Origin of the sequence: Photobacterium angustum, assembly GCF_002954615.1 — a bacterium.
GTDB classification, from domain to species: domain Bacteria; phylum Pseudomonadota; class Gammaproteobacteria; order Enterobacterales; family Vibrionaceae; genus Photobacterium; species Photobacterium angustum_A.
Window position 1 is genome coordinate 2,803,640 of the sequence record NZ_MSCJ01000001.1, and the last position, 19,861, is coordinate 2,823,500.

Here is a 19,861-nt window from a genome sequence, read left to right on the forward strand (position 1 = left end):
GATTCCTATGATAATCTGCTTAATTAGCATCATATTCAGGTAACTTACGATGGATTTACGACTACTACGCTTTTTCATTGCGGTTTATGAAGAAAAAAACATCACCCTTGCCGCAGAGCGCTGCTTTGTTTCTCAGCCATCGATTTCCAACGGTATTAAACAACTAGAGCAAGAGCTGAATACTGTGCTGTTCTTACGTCATAAAAAAGGGGTTGATGTCACCGATGAAGCTCACTACTTATATCCCTTAGCAATCCGTTTGCTTAATGATGTGAATACCCTACCGCAGCTGTTCCAGCAACGAACCGAGCGCTTACCATTAACCTTGGCAAATTTTCCTGATTTAAGCCAAAGCCAACTGGCGAAAGTCTTTGCAACCTTACACCACAATATTGCCAATTTATCGCTCGAACTGGTTGATCACGAGAAACCTGCTGATGCACGCTTAACTCTTGATATGTTCAAAGCCGAAGATGAGATTTTCTTACCACTATGGGATGAAGATTACGTGCTTTGCATGTTGCCGGATCACCCGTTGGCAAACTTACCGTCGGTCTCGCCTGAGCAATTACATCAGCATGATTTTATTGAGTGCCCACCTTGCGAAGCCCATCAGCAAACCATCAGCTTACTCGCCTGTGATGGCCTATCCGTTAATCTCGTTGCAAAAGCTGAGCATAAAACTCAAGTCATGCACTTGGTTCAAGCAGGGCTTGGCATTTCGTTTTTACCTACAGGAGTGCTGGAAAGTGCTAATCAATTAGTGACCGTTCCACTCGAAGGCCCACGCATGTTCCGCCGTTTAGGGCTGTGCTATCCCGCCAGTAAAACCTTAAACCCAGCCCTTTCTGAATGTATTAAAGTATTGAGCCAAAGTGTTACCACCACCCAAGCAGAAAAAGGTTAAGTTTTTCCTATCACACTGATAAGAAAAACCGACTATTACTACAGCCCAGCTCACTTTATTCTTGTGACATTGGTCACTTAATTCTAGTTATGGGTAGTTTGGTATGAGCACAGCAGAAAATTCACGAGCACTGGTTGTTGAAGGCGGTGCAATGCGCGGTATTTTTGCGAGTGGCGTACTCGATGCCTTTCTCGATAACAACTATGTTGACTTTGATTTTGCGATTGGGGTGTCAGCTGGGGCAACCAACCTCATTGGTTACCTATGTGGTAATTACGGACGTAGCCATAAAATCATTACCGAATATTCCCGTGCTCCTGAGTTTATTAACTTTTCACGATTTACTCATGGTGGACACCTCACTGATATTGATTGGTTATGGCGAACCAGTACCCGTCATCTTCCACTCAACTTACACAAATATGAGCAGCGTCAAATTCCCTTATTTGCTACCACAACAAATCTAGAAACCGGTAAAGCCGAGTACATTGAAGTCACTCGCAATAACCTGACCCCCGTGATGGAAGCGACCTGTGCCCTACCCATTGCTTATCGCCACAACCCTACTATTAATGGCATTGCAATGAGTGATGGCGGCGTAGCAGATTCCATCCCTGTTATCGAAGCTTACCGTCGCGGGGCCCGTGATATTACGGTAGTACTGTCTAAGCCTTTAGGTTTCCACAAAGCCGAAACCAAAGTGCCATGGTTGATCAAATCCATGTTCCACGATCATCCTGCATTTGCAGATTCGGTGATCAAACGTGCTCAACGCTATAACGCCGCGCTCGATTTTATCAATCACCCACCGAAAGATTGTAAAATCACAGTCATTGCGCCTAATAACGATTTTCAAGTTGGACGTTTAACCCGTAATCTCGATAAGCTAGAACAAGGCTATGCGATGGGTAAAGCCGCTGGCAACCGTATTTGTGGTATCACCCCTTGTTATGGTGAAAACTGCCACGGTGATTTAATCGCCGCGTAAATAGTAATAAATATCTTTAGAAAGCCACTCGATGTTTACCGAATCACATCTGGTGGCTTTCTCTTATCCAGCCAATAAAGATAGCCACTACCTATTGGTACAATAGAACCTAACAGTTATACCTATCATAAGATTCATCCTATACTGAACACATCTTCTGAGAGGTAAGCACCTTTTAGCCAATTTATCGAATAAGTGAGGAAAGTAGCATGACTAGCGAAATGAATTTAATCGGTCTCGATACCCAAAAAGCGCAAGCTCTGGCTACAGACCTCAATAAATTATTAGCTGATTACCAAGTGTTATACATGAATACCCGTGGCTATCACTGGAATATTAAAGGACAAGAGTTTTTTGAACTTCATGTGAAGTTTGAAGAGATCTACACCGATCTTCAGCTAAAAATCGATGAACTTGCAGAGCGTATTTTAACCCTTGGTCATACGCCAGATCATAGCTTCAGTAGTTACCTCGCCGCGAGTGATATCAAAGAACATCACAATGCAACGCAAGGTAAAGAATGTGTTGAAGGCTTAGTGAATGGCTTTAGTGTCTTGCTACGTTTAGAACGTCAAATTTTAGCGCAAGCAGGTGATGCGGATGATGAAGGTACGGCAGCATTGATGGGTGATTACATCCGTGAGCAAGAAAAACTGCTATGGATGTTAAACGCATACCGTCAATAGAAAAAAGATAAACAAGCTGATATGGATTTAGTCGGGCCATATTATGCTCTTGCAGCGTTGTATCAACGACGCTGCTCCCTCTGACTCACCAACAACAATATTACGATTCCTATTCGGGGGCGAGACTACATAGCCCCCATTTTTTTATCGCTTTAAATTCACCGCGGTACATTTATCTGCCCACTCAACCGCAGACAAATAACTTTCATGCACCACTTCTTCTTTTATTCCAAGCACCTGACAACAAATTTGTACCCGTGTCCAATCTGCAGTACAAAACGCATCAACCACATCCAACACTAAGCCTAATCGTCCATTACGTTGTAAAAGTGCGGATTTAATTTCAGGTTGAAGCTGGATCATGTTCAGTAAGCTCTCTAGTGAGTTATCAAGCAATGCATCCAATAACGAGAACATCCCAGCTAAAAAGGCTTGTTCTGAGCGAAGCACAATACCGCCTTTTGTCACCAGTAACTCACACATTTTGGCGCGTAATAACGATAAAGCATAAAGCTCTTTCGGCTTCTCGAGCGCAGCATGCGCGGTCGCTACAACACCAATAAATAAGCGTAAGTTATCTTCACCTAAATACACTAAAGCTTGGCGAAATGAGCTGATCGGTGAGCGTAAACGCTTGGTCACGGTATTGACGTAACGAAGTAATAAATAGGACAGAGAAACGTCGCGGCTAATAATAGTTTCGATGCGCGAGAAGTCTACCGGATCATGGGAAATTTCATGCAGTAGCTGTACCGTTGTAAGCTCTGATGGTGCCACTTTGCGGCTTTTTAGCACTTCAGGTTTACTGAAAAAATAACCTTGGAATAAATGAAATCCTACAGCTAGTGCTTGCGCATAATCCTCATAAGTTTCAACTTTTTCTGCTAAAAACTTAGCTTTTAGGTGCTGGTTATCTTTTACATATTGGCAGGCTTGATCGAGACCTAACGCCAGTAAATCTAACTTAATGACTGAGATGTACGGCAGGAAACGCTGCCATTCAGGATGACAATCAAAATCATCAAGCGCAAAGAGATAACCTTTTTGATGAAGATGTTTAACTGCCTGTAAAAGCTCATCACTTGGACGACAACTTTCAAGGATTTCAATAATAACTTTATCTTTAGGCAGTAATAGTGGCATCAATTCAATCAAACAATGCTCAGGAAAATTAATAAAGTTTCTCTGACCTTTGTATGAGCGGTTGTCACCAATCGCCATGTAATTTTCCATGACTAAGCGACATGTCGCTTCACTCGCATCGATATTCGGGAAAGCATTACTTTCTCCGTCACGAAATAATAATTCATAGCCAATCGTTTGTTGTTTACGATTAAAAATTGGCTGACGAGCAACATAGGAATACATCAAACCTTTCCTTTATCTATCATCAAAATTTACGCTCGAGCCAAAGCAAGTAAAGCACCACATCCGATAAACATAGATCCGAATAAACGGTTTAAACGAGACATCACCGTTGTTGAACGGATATAGCGGGTAAAGCGTGACGCTAACAGTACATAAAATAACATTACACAACCATCGACGACTAATGTCGTTATACCAAGTACCAATAACTGCGGTAATTGAGGTTCTAATGGGTTGATAAACTGAGGAAATAACGCAACTAAGAAAACTATTGTTTTAGGATTGGTTAAATTGACAAACACTGCCCGTTTAAACAATGTGGCAGCCGATACAGAACTATCACGCTCATCTATGGCTAATGCTGACTTCTCGCGCCACTTTTGGATCCCTAGCCACACTAAGTACACCGCACCTAGCCACTTAATAATGGTAAAAGCCAACTCAGAGCCGGCGACTATCGTTCCTAACCCTACGCCAACAAGAATGATGTGTGCTGCCATGCCACACTGCAAGCCGATAATAGAGGCTAATGACTTACGCCAGCCATAAACCATCCCATTACTGATTGAATTTACGGTACCAGAGCCTGGTGCAAAACTAAAGATAACTGCAGCGAGCAAATATGCTAACCAAACATCAATACTCATGTGATCTCAGTGAAATTTTTATGACATTTATAAAATGCGTTTATAACCTGAATAGAACAAATAAAGCAATATGGATACACTTATTCTGTCTTAGATAAATAAGGTATACTGTATTAAGTATACCATTTTTGACTAATCCACAGTAATCGCCACGCCATAATTTGCTGTGATGATTTTCAAACAGATAAATTTCGGACGCGCTTTAATGACTTGTCAACCTTCGACTTTTCCCTCTTTTTCTCAAGAAGAACATTTCACAGACACAATGACGAGTGCGGTAAGTGAAATGTGGCAACAACGTCACGAAGGAAAATTTACGGGCGTTAAACAATGTGAATTAGGATGGGTCAGTTTAACCCCAAAGTGCAGTGATAAAGTCATTATCGTGGTTAATGGACGAGTAGAAACCTATTGGAAATACCAAGAGCTGTTCTATGATTTAGTCAAACAAGGCTACCATGTTTATTCCTTCGACCATCGTGGTCAGGGTGTGTCTGAACGCTTAGTCGCCGATCATGAATTGGGGTATGTCGAAGACTTTGATGACTACGTTGAAGACTTGCATCTTTTTATGCAAAACATCGTCAAACCACAAGGTTATAAACAGCACTTCATCCTTGGTCATTCAATGGGAGGGGCAATCACCAGTTTAGCACTTGCTCGTTATCCCACTCTTTTTGACCGCGCCGTACTTAGTGCGCCGATGCATGGTATCTATGTTAAACCTCACTTAAAGCCCTTTGCCGAAGCCTTGATCGGCATCACCGAATTATTTCGTCGTCAACCTCACTATGCTATTGGTCAAAAGCCCTATTATGCAAAACCGTTCGATGGCAACTTACTCACCCACAGCCAAACACGTTACCAGTGGTTTCGCGATCTTTATGATGTTCGCCCTGAATTACGTATTGGTGGCGCAAGTAATCACTGGGTATGGGAAAGCATTAAAGCGGCACGTCGAGCGATTCAACAAGCCAATACCATCACTATCCCTGTTCTTTTACTTCAAGGCAGTGAAGATAAAATTGTTGATAACGCCTGTCAGCAGCAATTTCATCAACAGCTAAACCAAGGCTCTGGACACTGTGATTTTAAGATTATTGAAGGTTCTCGCCATGAGATCTTATTTGAAAGTGATCCACTCCGTAACCAAGCGATTGCCGCACTCTTGACGCATTTTGCTTAATCTTCACTAACAGACTTTCGTTTTTATCAAGCGAACGAAAAGCGGAAGTCTAATTATCCAACTTTAGCCTCTTTTTTCCTCTTTGACTTGTTCTAGAATTAATCTCTCATTGGCATGCTACATACCATTACCGCCCGTTTTACTATCGAGAGTTCACATGTTTAAAATTGTTGCTTCAGATCTAGATGGCACCTTGCTTACTCCTGAGCATAAGATCGCCCCGTTTACTCAAGATGTCTTACAACGTCTTTATCAACACAATAAGCATTTTGTATTTGCAACAGGTCGCCACCATATAGATGTCGCTGAAATGCGTGAAAAACTGGGTATTCCGGCTTACATGATCACATCAAATGGCGCCAGTGTGCATGATGCCGACGGTAATCTTGTGTTCCAACAAAGTTTAAGTCCTGAAGTGATCCGTGGCGTTATTGCACTAGCAAAGCACGATCCTGATTTACACATTCACTTGTACCAAGGCGACCATTGGCTACTCAATCATGAAAATGAAGCACTGCGTGATTTCCACGATAGCTTTAACTATCAGTTATTTGATGTTGAGAACCCGCCAACAGATAACGTATTAAAAGTGTTCTTCACCCGTGACGATCTTGACCATGAGAAGATGGTGAAGTGGGAGCAAGCATTTAATCAAGAGTTTAAAGATAAAGCGAATATCGCGTTTTCCACACCTTGGTGCTTAGAAGTGATGGATGCGGGCGTATCTAAAGGCGATGCCTTAGCCGCTGTAGCCAAAGCGCTCGAGCTGACGTTAGATGATTGTATTGCCTTTGGCGATGGAATGAATGATGTTGAAATGCTATCAATGGCAGGTAAAGGCTTAATCATGGGCACCTCTCATGACAAAGTGAAACAAGCACTGCCAGATAATGACGTTATTGGTTCGAGTGCTGATGAAGCGGTAGCGCACTACTTAGAAAAGCACCTCCTTAATCACCCATAACAAACCAATAGAAAGGCTGTTAAACACAGCCTTTTTCTTTTCACCTTGAAAAACAGCTTAGAACTGCCCTGTCATGGTTAAAATTTCCTGCCATTGCGCATCAGTAACAGGCATCACACTTAAACGACTGCCTTTTTTTACCAGTGGCATTTCAGCCAAGGCTGGATTGGCTTTCATACGTTTTAAGCTAACTAACCGTAAGTGACGTTGGTATTCAATATCGACCATAAACCAGCGCGGGTTCTCAGGATCTGATTTCGGGTCAAAATACGGGCTTTCGGGATCAAACTGGAAGTGATCAGGATACGAGGCTTTCACCACCGTTGCGATCCCAACCACACCGACATCTTTACACGATGAATGATAAATGAAGACTTGATCGCCTAATTTCACCTCATCACGTAACATATTACGTGCCTGATAATTACGGACGCCTTCCCAAGGTGAAACTTTTTGTGATTTTAGGGTGTCTATAGAAAATGTATCTGGTTCGGTTTTAAATAACCAATAGGCCATATTGTTCTACCATTACTGCCAACTTCCTCATGAATTTGAGCCTACCATAGAGAGAATAAAATGACAGTTTCACGGTTACCCCTAGCCCTTATCTTTACCGCATCTACGCTAACTGGCTGTGCAAGTTGGTTACCAAGTAGCTTTGGTGGCGATGACAGTAATAGTACTTGGGTGGGTGAGTATCAAAGTCAGCCAGAAATGGGATTAACGACTCTACTGAGCCTTAAAAGCGATCACTCTGCGACAACCACATATCAATATACCAATGGTGATCCAAGTCTAAAAGAAAACGGAAATTGGCAAGCGATCAGCGACACTCAACTGCAAGTAAAGATGACCTCACATCATGGGCTCAATAGCGAACGTATTTATACTTTTGATCCAAGTAAGCAGCAGCTCAGCGCAACAGAGGAAACTGTCAACGGTCAGAAATATCACATCGGTAATAATGGGCTAGTGCTGACAAAACAAAACTAAACGCCACTATCACTGTCGTGACTTAAGACATCGACTTATGCCACACTGCAAGGGTATTTGAGGTTAGGAGAAATAACCATGTCATGCCCTCGCTGTGGCTTTCAGCACAATTGTATTTGCAACCTTGAGCCACACCTTCAGTGCCCCGCACACTTTGTGTTATTAACTCACCCTCGAGAGCTTAATAAAGATACCAACACAGGTAAGTTACTGGTAAACAGCTTGCCCTATTGCCGCGTTGAGGTATGGCAACGTACAGAGCCGCCAGCACACTTGCTAGCGCAACTGCGTGATCCTTGCTACCAAGCTTATCTGGTTTTCCCAAGCGATGAACAACATCCGAGTATCGAGCTACCTCAAGCCCAAGCTGACCAACCCACTCCCCTGTTTATTATTCTTGATGCCACCTGGCAAGAAGCGAAAAAAATGGTACGTAAAAGCCCTTGGCTTAGTGACTTGCCGCGTTTAGCTTTAACGCCACAACAGGCATCAAACTACGCCTTACGACGTAATCAACAAGACGGTAATTTATGTACCTGTGAAGTGGGGATAGCGCTACTTACTCAACTTCAATTCACAACAGAAGCAGCACAGTTACACCAATACTTCACGGCATTTATTGATACTTTTCATGCTGATAAAAGTGGATATAAGAAGACGTATTAACAGATTCAATACCTTATATTTACTGTTTTAGTAAAATGAGTTTTCGTGCTTTCTTTTCTTATCGAATGAGCTCAAATTACACCCAATATTTAAACACTGTATTTTTATTGAAGAAACAACATGAAAACAAAGATACTTGCCTTAACCGTGATTTTATCAACGTTAGGTCTCGCAGGCTGTGCAGCCAATCCTTATGGTAATGCTTACAATGTTAATGATGCACGCCAGATGCAAGAAGTATATTACGGTACTGTGGTTCGCACCCAAGCGGTAACATTAAATGGTAACGGTAATGGCATTGGTACTCTTGCAGGCGGTGCCATTGGTGGGATTTTAGGCTCTGGCGTAGGTGGTGGTACAGGCTCTGAAATTGCAACCATTGGTGGTGCATTACTCGGCGGTTATTTAGGTAATGAAGCAGGTGAGCAAGTCACAAAACGTAATGGTGTTAACTTAACCATTAAGTTAAACAGTGGCCGTACCGTCTCTATCGTGCAGCAAGTTAATCCAAACGTCATGTTCCACACCGGTGAGCGTGTTCAAATTAACATCTCAGACGATGGCACTTCTCGCGTGACTCCAGCTTAAGTATTATTTCTTCTTAAACAACACCAAAAAGGCGCTAATTTAGCGCCTTTTTCTTTGATAGTGATAGGTAGTGCCTCAACATTTGTCATCAACAACTGTAATCATCGGAGCATTTAACAAATTAGGCTCATTGTTATTATTATGAGCTTTATTATCTGTTGCTTGATGGCAGATATTAAAATAGCTATCTAAATGAAAGGGCGCTAATACATAAGGGCAAATCCCTTCCTGCCAAATTTTCTTATGGAACTGATACAGTTTATTTCGCCAGCCTGATACCGATTTATCACTACTCTCAGGAATGGGAGCAGTATTACTAGACACTTCCGCTCCCTCTGCTAAATCAACGTACATGACATAACAATGAGTATCTAAAATCTGCTTTTGTGAAAGTCCAGATAGATCTTTTAATGAAAAAATCATCATCCCCATATTCAGTTGCAGCTTGCTGCCAGCCCAGCCACTCCAAAAATGATCACCTAACGCGAGCTTTTTCATATCAATAGAATAATGATACCAAGTATTCGGTGAGGCTAGCGCTTGAACAATACCGCTCTTCGTTGCTGTGGGATAACCATTCGCTATCGATATACCATCAACGGTACTCACTAAAGCTGTTTCTTTCCCACTCATCATCGCTTTGGCGTTTACGGTTACAGATGTTGATTGCAACGTACCGGCTAGCTGATGGAGATCAGCCTTACGAGCATCGGATTGTATTTGCAGATATTTGGGTACCGCAACAACAGCTAAAATACCTAAGATAACAATCACTATGACTAGTTCTATAAGAGTAAAACCGAATTTACGCTTCATTTATCTACCGCCAACACCTAAATCATGATTTAAAGGCATAATAAATCAATAAGTATTTTTATTGAAAATAATGACGGTCTTTTATTACAAAAAACGATTAAAAATATTATTAATATTCCATTTATTATTAATGAATCCTGAACGTATCATTTAAGTTTTTACTATACCTCTCAAAATGACGCCGATTTCTTACTAAAAAAGTACTTTTTACTGTCATTAAATAAAAATTAACCCTGAATAAGAAAAAAATAAACGCTATACAAATGGCATTTAACCGCACAAAAAGTGAATAACTATATTTTAATTATTCACTTTTCCGGTCTGTTTTGTATGATAAATCTCATCATATGAGATTTTCAACCTATTGTTATTCATTGTTATTTTAAAAAAACACCTGACAACAACAACTTACAAACCGGCGTTATTCACGATAGTTACTGATCGAATAACGATACTGTTTGTCATTTTTAACACTAAAAATGGAACGTTTCATTCCGAAATTAACGTTTTTTTTTTACCAAAACAGTCGCATTATACGCTCCATCGAAGGGATGAAGAGTTCACTCTCATATATAAGTCTTAATAACCAAGGTTTATATCTGAGTTATTTTTTAGTTTGTTCCCCCTACTAAAAAATAATAATCAATAACCTAACTGTTATTAATGAATTCACCATGGATTGGGTCTTATTAAATATAACAATAACTACTTACTTATTTTATTTGTAGTTATTACCTTCTAATCATAGGTGAATATATGTCATCAGATACTGGCACTAAAAAAATGGGCCTTGTCGGCTTAACTGTACTTGTTGCAGTTAACATGATGGGTTCCGGTATTATTATGCTACCAGCGAGCTTGGCTCAAGTTGGTGCGATTTCAATGTTGTCTTGGGTGGTTACAGCATTAGGTGCAATGTGTATTGCTTACACGTTCGCTAAATGTGGTGCTTTTTGTAAACGTTCAGGCGGTATGTCAGCTTACGCAGAAGAAGCACACGGCAAATCATCTTTCTTTATCTCTTCTTACACATACTATGTATGTCTAGTAATTAGTTGTGTAGCAATTGCCGTATCAGCTGTTGGTTACATTAAGCCATTCATGCCTTGGTTAGATACGCCAGTACACACTTTCTTCGGTGTGTGTGCAATTCTTATCATTACTATGGTTGCTAACTTTGGTGGTCCTAAGATCACAGGTCAAATCTCAGCATTCACTGTTTGGGGTATTATTTTACCTGTACTTGGTCTATCTGTTATCGGTTGGTGGTGGTTCGATCCACAAACATTCATGAGCGCATGGAACCCACACCATGACACAACAATGCACTCTGTATCTTCAGGTATCGCACTAACACTATGGGCATTCCTAGGTATTGAATCTGCTGGTGCTAACTCTGATGCAGTTGAAAACCCAGAGCGTAACGTACCTCTAGCAGTACTATTTGGTACAGGTTTCGCGGCTGTTATCTACATTGCGTCTACTGGTGTTATCCAAGGTATTATTCCTAACGCAGAACTAGCAGCATCTACTGCACCATTTGGCTTAGTATTCAGCCACATGTTTAACCCAACAGTAGGTAACATTGTTACACTAGCAGCGGTTATCGCATGTATCGGTTCACTATTAGGTTGGCAGTTCACTAACGCTCAAGTATCTAAATCAGCAGCAGAAGAAGGTCTATTCCCTAAAATCTTCGCTAAGACTAACAAAGCAGGTGCACCAATTGCCGGTATGCTTATCATGCTAGTTGCTGAATTGATTCTTGCTGTGATGACTATTTCTCCAAACTTGATCAGCCAGTTCAACGCACTATTGAACCTAGCCGTATTTATTAACATGGTACCTTACATCCTATCTATGACAGGTTTGGAAGTACTACTTCGCAAGAACAAAGTTACACCAAAACAATACCGCCTAGGCGCTGTTGTGGGTACATTAGCCGTTATCTACAGTATTTACGGTGTGTACGCTTGTGGTGCAACAGCTGTGTTCGGCGGTACCATCTTGATGCTATTCGGTTACATCTTCTATGGATTCATCGCTGCTCGTGATGTAAAACCAGTAGAATCTAACTAATTAAAGATTTAATAAATTCGATAATAAAGAAATTTATTAATAACCAGCTAGAAAGGAAATGGGAATAAATAATAAAGAAGCTTTAAATTAATATAGACATTAATAAACAGCATTATTTATTCCCTTCTAAAAATATTAGGTACGACACTTTTATTACTTCATATTAATTATGTCGCGGTAAAACACATCTGCCTTCAATCATTTTATTCAGGCGTTATTATGAACAACAATAATAGTACAAATAAAATGCGTGCTCTCGTTATTGAGCACCAAAACATTACTCCAAACAGCTTTGCAGATCGTGCAACTAAATCATTAATCGCTGAATTAGAAAGCCGCACTATCGAAATCGTTACAGCAACTTCTTACGAAGATGCACGTGCAGTTATCATGGCATCTCAAATCGATAGCCTTGTATTAGCACTAGAAAAAACTGAAGAGCAAATCGTTAACTCTCACGAAGAAGTTGATTTGTTAGCAGCACTACAAGCACGTCAACCTGAAGTGCCAGTATTTCTACTAGCAGAACGCGCTCGTACTTCTATTCTTAACAACCGCCAGTTAATGGAACGTGTTGATGAGTGTTACTCAGTACTAGAAGATACTGCAGACTTCGTTGCAGGCCGTATCGTTGCTTCAATGCGTCGTTACCGTTCACAAGTGCTACCGCCTTTCATGAAAGCGATGATGCACTACAACGACATCCATGAGTACTCATGGTCTGCGCCTGGTCACCAAGGTGGTATCGGTTTTACTAAGACCCCTGCTGGTAACCAATTCTTCGAATTCTTCGGCGAAAATCTATTCCGTACCGATATGGGTATCGAACGTGCAGCACTAGGTTCTCTACTTGACCACAGCGGCGCATTCAAAGATTCAGAAGTTGAAGCAGCTAAAGTATTTGGTGCTCACCAATCTTACTCTGGTATCGTAGGTACTTCTGGTTCAAACCGTACAATCATGCAAGCATGTTTGAAAGATGACGACATCGCTATTTGTGACCGTAACTGTCACAAATCAATCGAGCAAGGTCTGATCTTAACGGGTGCACGCCCTATCTACATGGTACCTAGCCGTAACTGTTACGGTATTATCGGTCCAATCAGCCAAGTTCAAATGAGCAAAGAAGGCATTGCACTTAAAGCTAAAAATGCTGGCATTCCTTTCAACGCTGATGAGAAAAAAGCAGGCTACGCGGTTGTAACTAACTGTACTTACGACGGTTTATGTTACCACTCTGAAGTGACTGAATCACTACTAGGCGAAAGCTCTAGCCGTATTCACATGGATGAAGCATGGTTCGGTTACGCACGTTTTAACCCTATCTACAAGGGTCACTTCGCAATGCGTGGTGATGCTAAAGACCACAAAGGTCCAACAGTATTTGCAACTCACTCAACTCACAAGTTATTGAATGCATTGTCTCAAGCATCATACATTCACGTACGTAACGGTGAAGACGCGATCAACTTTGACCGTTTCAACCAAGCATACATGATGCACACTTCAACATCGCCACTATACGCAATCTGTGCGTCTAACGATGTTGCTGCTAACATGATGAAAGGCGAAAGTGGTAAAACACTGACTGACGAAGTAAACCGCGAAGCGATCATCTTCCGTCAAAACATGCGTCAGCTATTCAACAACTACACCAATGACAACGATTGGTTCTTCAAACCTTGGAACGCAGAAACTGTTACAGAAATGAACGGTGACAAGGTTAACTTTGAAGATGCATCTGTTGAGTCTCTAATGACTATCCAAGAGAACTGGAAACTAACTCCTGGCGACAAGTGGCACGGCTTTGACGAAATCGACAATGACTGGTGTATGCTTGATCCTATCAAAGTTAGCTTGCTAACTCCTGGACTTGACGACAACGGTAACTTCCTAGAAACAGGTGTTCCAGCAGCGCTTGTGACTGCATACCTAGGTCGTTTCGGTATCGTACCAACACGTACTACTGACTTCCAAGTAATGTTCCTATTCTCAATGGGTATTACTAAAGGTAAACGTGACACATTGATCAACACATTGTTGTCATTCAAGCGTCACTACGATGCTAACGCAGATATCGAAACACTATTACCTGAGCTAGTTGCATCAGCTCCAGAAGTGTACAAAGGTCTTGGTCTTAAAGATCTAGGTAACAAGATGTTTGAATACCTAGTTCGCCATAACCCAAGCCAAGTACTAAACCATGCTTACTCAAGCCTTCCTGTAATGGAAGTGAAACCACGTACTGCTTACCAGTTCGTAGTGTCTGATGACGTTGAGCTAGTACCTTCTGACAAGCTAGTGGGTCGTGTTGCAGCGAACTCTGTTATCCCTTACCCACCAGGCATCCCAATGCTAATGGGTGGTGAAAACTTCGGTGACGAAACAAGTCCTCAAATCCAGTACTTGAAAGCACTAGAAGCATGGGATGCAGAATTCCCAGGTTTCGAACACGAAACTGAAGGCGCAGAGATCGAAGACGGTAAATACCACGTTCTTTGTATCAAAAAAGACGCTCTATAATCGACTAAGTCGATAAGGTGACTACCTAAATCCCCACTCATTGAGTGGGGATTTTTTTATGCCTTTAAATCACAGTAATATATCCCCAAAAACGGGTACCTCTCTTACCGAACTCTCACCGCAACTTAAATAAATACAATTTAAATATAACTTAAACCCCACTTAAGAAAATATTTTTAAATTTTGATATGAATTTATTCTCACTATTTATGCATAATCAAAATCAGGCCATTATTTGAGTTTAATATGAAACCCAAGGCATCACCCCCAACCCATTGTAAACAATAGATTTAATTTCAAAAAAACATCAAATGTAACATTGCCGAACGATTTATGAAAAAACATGGTCGAATAATGATACTTATCGGCTTATTTTTCGATAAAAATGCAATAATTCATTCCGTTTATATGGTTTTATTTTTGTGAAAAGAGCGCATTATATACCTCGAAGACAAGATAACTATTCAACTTAAAATATCATTCTTATAAACAAGAGTTATATTTTAATTATTTAAATCTATCGAATTTAAATACGAAAAATCACTTGTTAATTAACAGGCAGTAAGAATAAAGATAATAAGCAGCAATCCCTCTATATTTAATATCGATATTAATTAAGAGGTTGTTTATTTTATTCTCAACAAATTCTGCTAGATATTTTATTGCTTTATATCACTTATAAATCGAAAGATATCTGCATCAATCATTTGTATTCAGGCATTATTATGAATAATAGTACTAATAAAATGCGCGCTCTCGTTATTGAGCACCAAAACATTACTCCAAACAGCTTTGCAGATCGTGCAACTAAGTCATTAATCGCTGAATTAGAAAGCCGCACTATCGAAATCGTTACAGCAACTTCTTACGAAGATGCACGTGCGGTTATCATGGCATCTCAAATCGATAGCCTTGTATTAGCACTAGAAAAAACTGAAGAGCAAATCGTTAACTCTCACGAAGAAGTTGATTTGTTAGCAGCACTACAAGCACGTCAACCTGAAGTGCCAGTATTTCTACTAGCAGAACGCGCTCGTACTTCTATTCTTAACAACCGCCAGTTAATGGAACGTGTTGATGAGTGTTACTCAGTACTAGAAGATACTGCAGACTTCGTTGCAGGCCGTATCGTTGCTGCTATGCGTCGTTACCGCTCACAAGTGCTACCGCCTTTCATGAAAGCGATGATGCACTACAACGACATCCATGAGTACTCATGGTCTGCACCTGGTCACCAAGGTGGTATCGGTTTTACTAAGACTCCTGCTGGTAACCAATTCTTCGAATTCTTCGGCGAAAATCTATTCCGTACCGATATGGGTATCGAACGTGCAGCACTAGGTTCTCTACTTGACCACAGCGGCGCATTCAAAGATTCAGAAGTTGAAGCAGCTAAAGTATTTGGTGCTCACCAATCTTACTCTGGTATCGTAGGTACTTCTGGTTCAAACCGTACAATCATGCAAGCATGTTTGAAAGATGACGACATCGCTATTTGTGACCGTAACTGTCACAAATCAATCGAGCAAGGTCTGATCTTAACGGGTGCACGCCCTATCTACATGGTACCTAGCCGTAACTGTTACGGTATTATCGGTCCAATCAGCCAAGTTCAAATGAGCAAAGAAGGCATTGCACTTAAAGCTAAAAATGCTGGCATTCCTTTCAACGCTGATGAGAAAAAAGCAGGCTACGCGGTTGTAACTAACTGTACTTACGACGGTTTATGTTACCACTCTGAAGTGACTGAATCGCTACTAGGCGAAAGCTCTAGCCGTATTCACATGGATGAAGCATGGTTCGGTTACGCACGCTTTAACCCTATCTACAAGGGTCACTTCGCAATGCGTGGCGATGCTAAAGACCACAAAGGTCCAACAGTATTTGCAACTCACTCAACTCACAAGTTATTGAATGCATTGTCTCAAGCATCATACATTCACGTACGTAACGGTGAAGACGCGATCAACTTTGACCGTTTCAACCAAGCATACATGATGCACACTTCAACATCGCCACTATACGCAATCTGTGCGTCTAACGATGTTGCAGCTAACATGATGAAAGGCGAAAGTGGTAAAACACTGACTGACGAAGTAAACCGCGAAGCGATCATCTTCCGTCAAAACATGCGTCAGCTATTCAACAACTACACCAATGACAACGATTGGTTCTTCAAACCTTGGAACGCAGAAACTGTTACAGAAATGAACGGTGACAAGGTTAACTTTGAAGATGCATCTGTTGAGTCTCTAATGACTATCCAAGAGAACTGGAAACTAACTCCTGGCGACAAGTGGCACGGCTTTGACGAAATCGACAATGACTGGTGTATGCTTGATCCTATCAAAGTTAGCTTGCTAACTCCTGGACTTGACGACAACGGTAACTTCCTAGAAACAGGTGTTCCAGCAGCGCTTGTGACTGCATACCTAGGTCGTTTCGGTATCGTACCAACACGTACTACTGACTTCCAAGTAATGTTCCTATTCTCAATGGGTATTACTAAAGGTAAGCGTGATACATTGATCAACACATTGTTGTCATTCAAGCGTCACTACGATGCTAACGCAGATATCGAAACACTATTACCTGAGTTAGTTGCATCAGCTCCAGAAGTGTACAAAGGTCTTGGTCTTAAAGATCTAGGTAACAAGATGTTTGAATACCTAGTTCGCCATAACCCAAGCCAAGTACTAAACCATGCTTACTCAAGCCTTCCTGTAATGGAAGTGAAACCACGTACTGCTTACCAGTTCGTCGTATCTGATGACGTTGAGCTAGTACCTTCTGACAAGCTAGTAGGTCGTGTTGCAGCGAACTCTGTTATCCCTTACCCACCAGGCATCCCAATGCTAATGGGTGGTGAAAACTTCGGTGACGAAACAAGTCCTCAAATTCAGTACTTGAAAGCACTAGAAGCATGGGATGCAGAATTCCCAGGTTTCGAACACGAAACTGAAGGCGCAGAGATCGAAGACGGTAAATACCACGTTCTTTGTATCAAAAAAGACGCTCTATAATCGACTAAATCGATAACGTGTGACTACCTAAATCCCCGCTCATTGAGTGGGGATTTTTTTATGTCATTCCATTCATAAAATTAATATCGTGCGTATTACATCGCAATCAATGACGCCAAATTACAGATATAAAAAATGCCGGCCTTAGCCAGCATTTCATGCTTATCAACAGATAAACTTATAGCGCGATAACATTTGCCGCTTGCAGACCTTTTTGGCCTTGCTCTACGTCAAATGAAACTTTCTGACCTTCAGTTAAGGTTTTAAAACCTTCTGAAGCGATAGCACGGAAGTGAACGAAGACGTCAGCGCCGCCATTGTCTTGAGTTAGAAAACCAAAACCTTTCTCTTCGTTAAACCATTTTACTAAACCAAGTGTTTTATTAGACATTATGTGTCCCTTATATGTATTTCATTGAGGTGCGCAATACGCGACGGCCGAAATAACGATGTTTGAACTATCGATAAAGCAAAGGGAAACACGGATAAAACAACATAAATGCAGCGATAAACAGTTTTCTTCTACGAAAAAGATGACAAATTTCAATTTTCAGCGAGTAAGACATTTAACTAATATCTTCTTTAGTTAAACACCCTAGTGGATGTTCAGGTAGCAGCGATGCCGCTACCTGATCGTCAGTCTTTACAGACCAACCACATTTGCCGCTTGCAGACCTTTTTGGCCTTGCTCTACGTCAAATGAAACTTTCTGACCTTCAGCTAAGGTTTTAAACCCTTCTGAAGCGATGGCACGGAAGTGAACGAAGACATCAGCGCCGCCATTGTCTTGAGTTAGAAAACCAAAACCTTTCTCTTCGTTAAACCATTTTACTAAACCAAGTGTTTTATTAGACATTATGTGTCCCTTATGTGTATTTCATTGAGGTGTCGCAACACGCGACGGCCGAAATAACGATGTTTGAACTATCGATAAAGCAAAGGGAAACACGGATAAAACAACATAAATGCAGCGATAAACAGTTTTCTTCTACGAAAAAGATGACAAATTTCAATTTTCAGCGAGTAAGACATTTAACTAATATCTTCTTTAGTTAAACACCCTAGTGGATGTTCAGGTAGCAGCAATGCTGCTACCTGATCGTCAGCCTTTACAGACCAACCACATTTGCCGCTTGCAGACCTTTCTGGCCTTGCTCTACGTCAAATGAAACTTTCTGACCTTCAGTTAAGGTTTTAAAACCTTCTGAAGCGATAGCACGGAAGTGAACGAAGACGTCAGCGCCGCCATTGTCTTGAGTTAGAAAACCAAAACCTTTCTCTTCGTTAAACCATTTTACTAAACCAAGTGTTTTATTAGACATTATGTGTCCCTTATATGTATTTCATTGAGGTGTCGCAACACGCGACGGCCGAAATAACGATGTTTGAACTATCGATAAAGCAAAGGGAAACACGGATAAAACAACATAAATGCAGCGATAAACAGTTTTCTTCTACGAAAAAGATGACAAATTTCAATTTTCAGCGAGTAAGATTATTAAATTAAGCGAATGTGTTTATTCGATTAATTTAATACTCTTTGAGTATTAATATGAGATGGTGAAATTACCAATTAATTTATTATCGGAATTAGTAATATCGCCTTTACCTGTTTTTTCACAGTATGAGAAATTAATATCCACATTATCAACATTCCCTTTCATTAATACATGTCGGGTTAATACATCACTATTTAACTGATGAATTTTTGAGTTCCAAGAATGTTTATTTTTTAATAAGTTAAAATTTACGTTCATTATTTTACTGCTTCTTTTGTTTGTGTATTTATTGTATTTACAGGGCGGTTTTGTTGAAACCAAAATCGTTTACGACCAAGAGATCGAGACATAAGCATATCCTTAGCTTTATCATCAACTTAAATGAACTTATAAGATATTTCTTAGTACATTTAAATTATAAAATGAGTATAAAATCTATTTATTATAGGTAACGAGGGAAATAGGAACGTAACGACAAATACAAACAAAAGCAGATATTGGAAGTGGTTATTATTTTCGATGGTACGGTATAACTAATTATTTTTACTTTGAAAGCGGCGCAAATAGTATATAACTCTTTGCGCCAACTTAAATTCTTATAGCGCTACAACGTTAGCTGCTTGTAGGCCTTTTTGACCTTGCTCTACTTCGAAAGAAACTTTTTGGCCTTCAGCCAAAGTTTTAAAACCTTCAGAAGCGATAGCACGGAAATGAACGAATACGTCAGCGCCGCCATTATCCTGAGTAATGAAACCGAAACCTTTCTCTTCGTTGAACCACTTAACGATACCAGTAGACATATTGTGTCCCTTATTTAAATTAAAATTCATGAGTTATCGCAATAAAAAATCACGATGCGCTGAAAGCTTGAATTATTGAATGTGACGATGAAGCTAAGGGAAACACTGAGGATGACAACAATAACGAA

20 protein-coding genes are annotated in these 19,861 nt (G+C 40.6%); 11 read left to right on the forward strand and 9 right to left on the reverse strand.

Annotated elements, in window-relative coordinates:
• Positions 1–49 precede the first annotated feature (49 nt).
• The 3 genes from BTO08_RS12780 (at position 50) to BTO08_RS12790 (ending at position 2,581) form a co-directional block, all read left to right on the forward strand.
• Entirely contained in the window at positions 50–907 is an 858-nt protein-coding gene (locus BTO08_RS12780) for a LysR family transcriptional regulator (RefSeq protein WP_045084698.1), read from the forward strand.
• Positions 908–1,010: 103 nt separating this feature from the next.
• A complete protein-coding gene (locus BTO08_RS12785; RefSeq protein WP_105061186.1) occupies positions 1,011–1,895 on the forward strand; it encodes a patatin-like phospholipase family protein in 885 nt (294 codons plus the stop codon).
• A gap of 209 nt (positions 1,896–2,104) precedes the next feature.
• Positions 2,105–2,581: a Dps family protein gene (locus BTO08_RS12790; RefSeq protein ID WP_105061187.1), complete on the forward strand. Its 477-nt coding sequence runs from the start codon at positions 2,105–2,107 to the stop codon at positions 2,579–2,581.
• A 144-nt stretch (positions 2,582–2,725) separates the two neighbouring features.
• On the opposite strand, the gene BTO08_RS12795 is transcribed toward BTO08_RS12790, so the two are convergent.
• Positions 2,726–3,949 carry an EAL and HDOD domain-containing protein gene (locus BTO08_RS12795; protein WP_105061188.1) on the reverse strand — a complete coding sequence of 408 codons (1,224 nt, stop codon included), beginning with the start codon at positions 3,947–3,949 and terminating at the stop codon, positions 2,726–2,728.
• A gap of 29 nt (positions 3,950–3,978) precedes the next feature.
• Positions 3,979–4,596, reverse strand: coding sequence for a homoserine/homoserine lactone efflux protein (rhtB, locus tag BTO08_RS12800; RefSeq protein ID WP_105061189.1), 618 nt, complete (start codon positions 4,594–4,596; stop codon positions 3,979–3,981).
• A 265-nt stretch (positions 4,597–4,861) separates the two neighbouring features.
• On the opposite strand from rhtB, the gene BTO08_RS12805 reads away from it, so the two are divergent.
• Together BTO08_RS12805 and BTO08_RS12810 are read left to right on the forward strand one after the other, a co-directional pair.
• Positions 4,862–5,782, forward strand: coding sequence for an alpha/beta fold hydrolase (locus tag BTO08_RS12805; RefSeq protein ID WP_105061344.1), 921 nt, complete (start codon positions 4,862–4,864; stop codon positions 5,780–5,782).
• Between the two features lie 157 nt (positions 5,783–5,939).
• Positions 5,940–6,746 carry a Cof-type HAD-IIB family hydrolase gene (locus tag BTO08_RS12810; protein ID WP_105061190.1) on the forward strand — a complete coding sequence of 269 codons (807 nt, stop codon included), beginning with the start codon at positions 5,940–5,942 and terminating at the stop codon, positions 6,744–6,746.
• A gap of 57 nt (positions 6,747–6,803) precedes the next feature.
• On the opposite strand, the gene BTO08_RS12815 is transcribed toward BTO08_RS12810, so the two are convergent.
• Entirely contained in the window at positions 6,804–7,262 is a 459-nt protein-coding gene (locus BTO08_RS12815; protein WP_105061191.1) for an EVE domain-containing protein, read from the reverse strand.
• A 60-nt stretch (positions 7,263–7,322) separates the two neighbouring features.
• On the opposite strand from BTO08_RS12815, the gene BTO08_RS12820 reads away from it, so the two are divergent.
• The 3 genes from BTO08_RS12820 to BTO08_RS12830 all read left to right on the forward strand — a co-directional run bounded on the left by BTO08_RS12820 (position 7,323) and on the right by BTO08_RS12830 (position 8,993).
• Entirely contained in the window at positions 7,323–7,739 is a 417-nt protein-coding gene (locus tag BTO08_RS12820) for a hypothetical protein (RefSeq protein ID WP_105061192.1), read from the forward strand.
• Positions 7,740–7,817: 78 nt separating this feature from the next.
• Entirely contained in the window at positions 7,818–8,405 is a 588-nt protein-coding gene (locus BTO08_RS12825; protein ID WP_105061193.1) for a tRNA-uridine aminocarboxypropyltransferase, read from the forward strand.
• 120 nt (positions 8,406–8,525) lie between these two features.
• Complete coding sequence (locus tag BTO08_RS12830) at positions 8,526–8,993, forward strand: glycine zipper 2TM domain-containing protein (RefSeq protein ID WP_045130319.1); 468 nt, start codon at positions 8,526–8,528, stop codon at positions 8,991–8,993.
• A 75-nt stretch (positions 8,994–9,068) separates the two neighbouring features.
• Here the strand turns inward: BTO08_RS12830 and BTO08_RS22490 are convergent, their stop codons facing one another.
• Complete coding sequence (locus tag BTO08_RS22490) at positions 9,069–9,809, reverse strand: type II secretion system protein (protein ID WP_105061194.1); 741 nt, start codon at positions 9,807–9,809, stop codon at positions 9,069–9,071.
• Between the two features lie 756 nt (positions 9,810–10,565).
• Here BTO08_RS22490 and potE point away from each other — a divergent pair.
• From potE to adiA (BTO08_RS12850), 3 genes are all read left to right on the forward strand, one after another.
• Entirely contained in the window at positions 10,566–11,888 is a 1,323-nt protein-coding gene (potE, locus tag BTO08_RS12840; protein WP_105061195.1) for a putrescine-ornithine antiporter, read from the forward strand.
• A gap of 219 nt (positions 11,889–12,107) precedes the next feature.
• Entirely contained in the window at positions 12,108–14,411 is a 2,304-nt protein-coding gene (adiA, locus tag BTO08_RS12845) for an arginine decarboxylase (RefSeq protein ID WP_105061196.1), read from the forward strand.
• A 725-nt stretch (positions 14,412–15,136) separates the two neighbouring features.
• Positions 15,137–17,434 carry an arginine decarboxylase gene (gene adiA, locus BTO08_RS12850; RefSeq protein WP_105061197.1) on the forward strand — a complete coding sequence of 766 codons (2,298 nt, stop codon included), beginning with the start codon at positions 15,137–15,139 and terminating at the stop codon, positions 17,432–17,434.
• A 178-nt stretch (positions 17,435–17,612) separates the two neighbouring features.
• On the opposite strand, the gene cspE (BTO08_RS12855) is transcribed toward adiA (BTO08_RS12850), so the two are convergent.
• The 5 genes from cspE (BTO08_RS12855) to cspE (BTO08_RS12875) form a co-directional block, all read right to left on the reverse strand.
• Positions 17,613–17,825 (reverse strand): transcription antiterminator/RNA stability regulator CspE, encoded by a 213-nt coding sequence (gene cspE / locus BTO08_RS12855; RefSeq protein ID WP_006647467.1) that lies wholly within the window; start codon positions 17,823–17,825, stop codon positions 17,613–17,615.
• A 252-nt stretch (positions 17,826–18,077) separates the two neighbouring features.
• A complete protein-coding gene (gene cspE / locus BTO08_RS12860; RefSeq protein ID WP_045084685.1) occupies positions 18,078–18,290 on the reverse strand; it encodes a transcription antiterminator/RNA stability regulator CspE in 213 nt (70 codons plus the stop codon).
• A 253-nt stretch (positions 18,291–18,543) separates the two neighbouring features.
• On the reverse strand, positions 18,544–18,756 hold the full coding sequence (gene cspE, locus BTO08_RS12865) for a transcription antiterminator/RNA stability regulator CspE (RefSeq protein WP_005372111.1): 213 nt from the start codon (positions 18,754–18,756) through the stop codon (positions 18,544–18,546).
• A 225-nt stretch (positions 18,757–18,981) separates the two neighbouring features.
• On the reverse strand, positions 18,982–19,191 hold the full coding sequence (locus tag BTO08_RS12870; RefSeq protein WP_045084684.1) for a hypothetical protein: 210 nt from the start codon (positions 19,189–19,191) through the stop codon (positions 18,982–18,984).
• Positions 19,192–19,529: 338 nt separating this feature from the next.
• On the reverse strand, positions 19,530–19,763 hold the full coding sequence (gene cspE / locus BTO08_RS12875) for a transcription antiterminator/RNA stability regulator CspE (RefSeq protein ID WP_370444651.1): 234 nt from the start codon (positions 19,761–19,763) through the stop codon (positions 19,530–19,532).
• Positions 19,764–19,861: the final 98 nt, after the last annotated feature.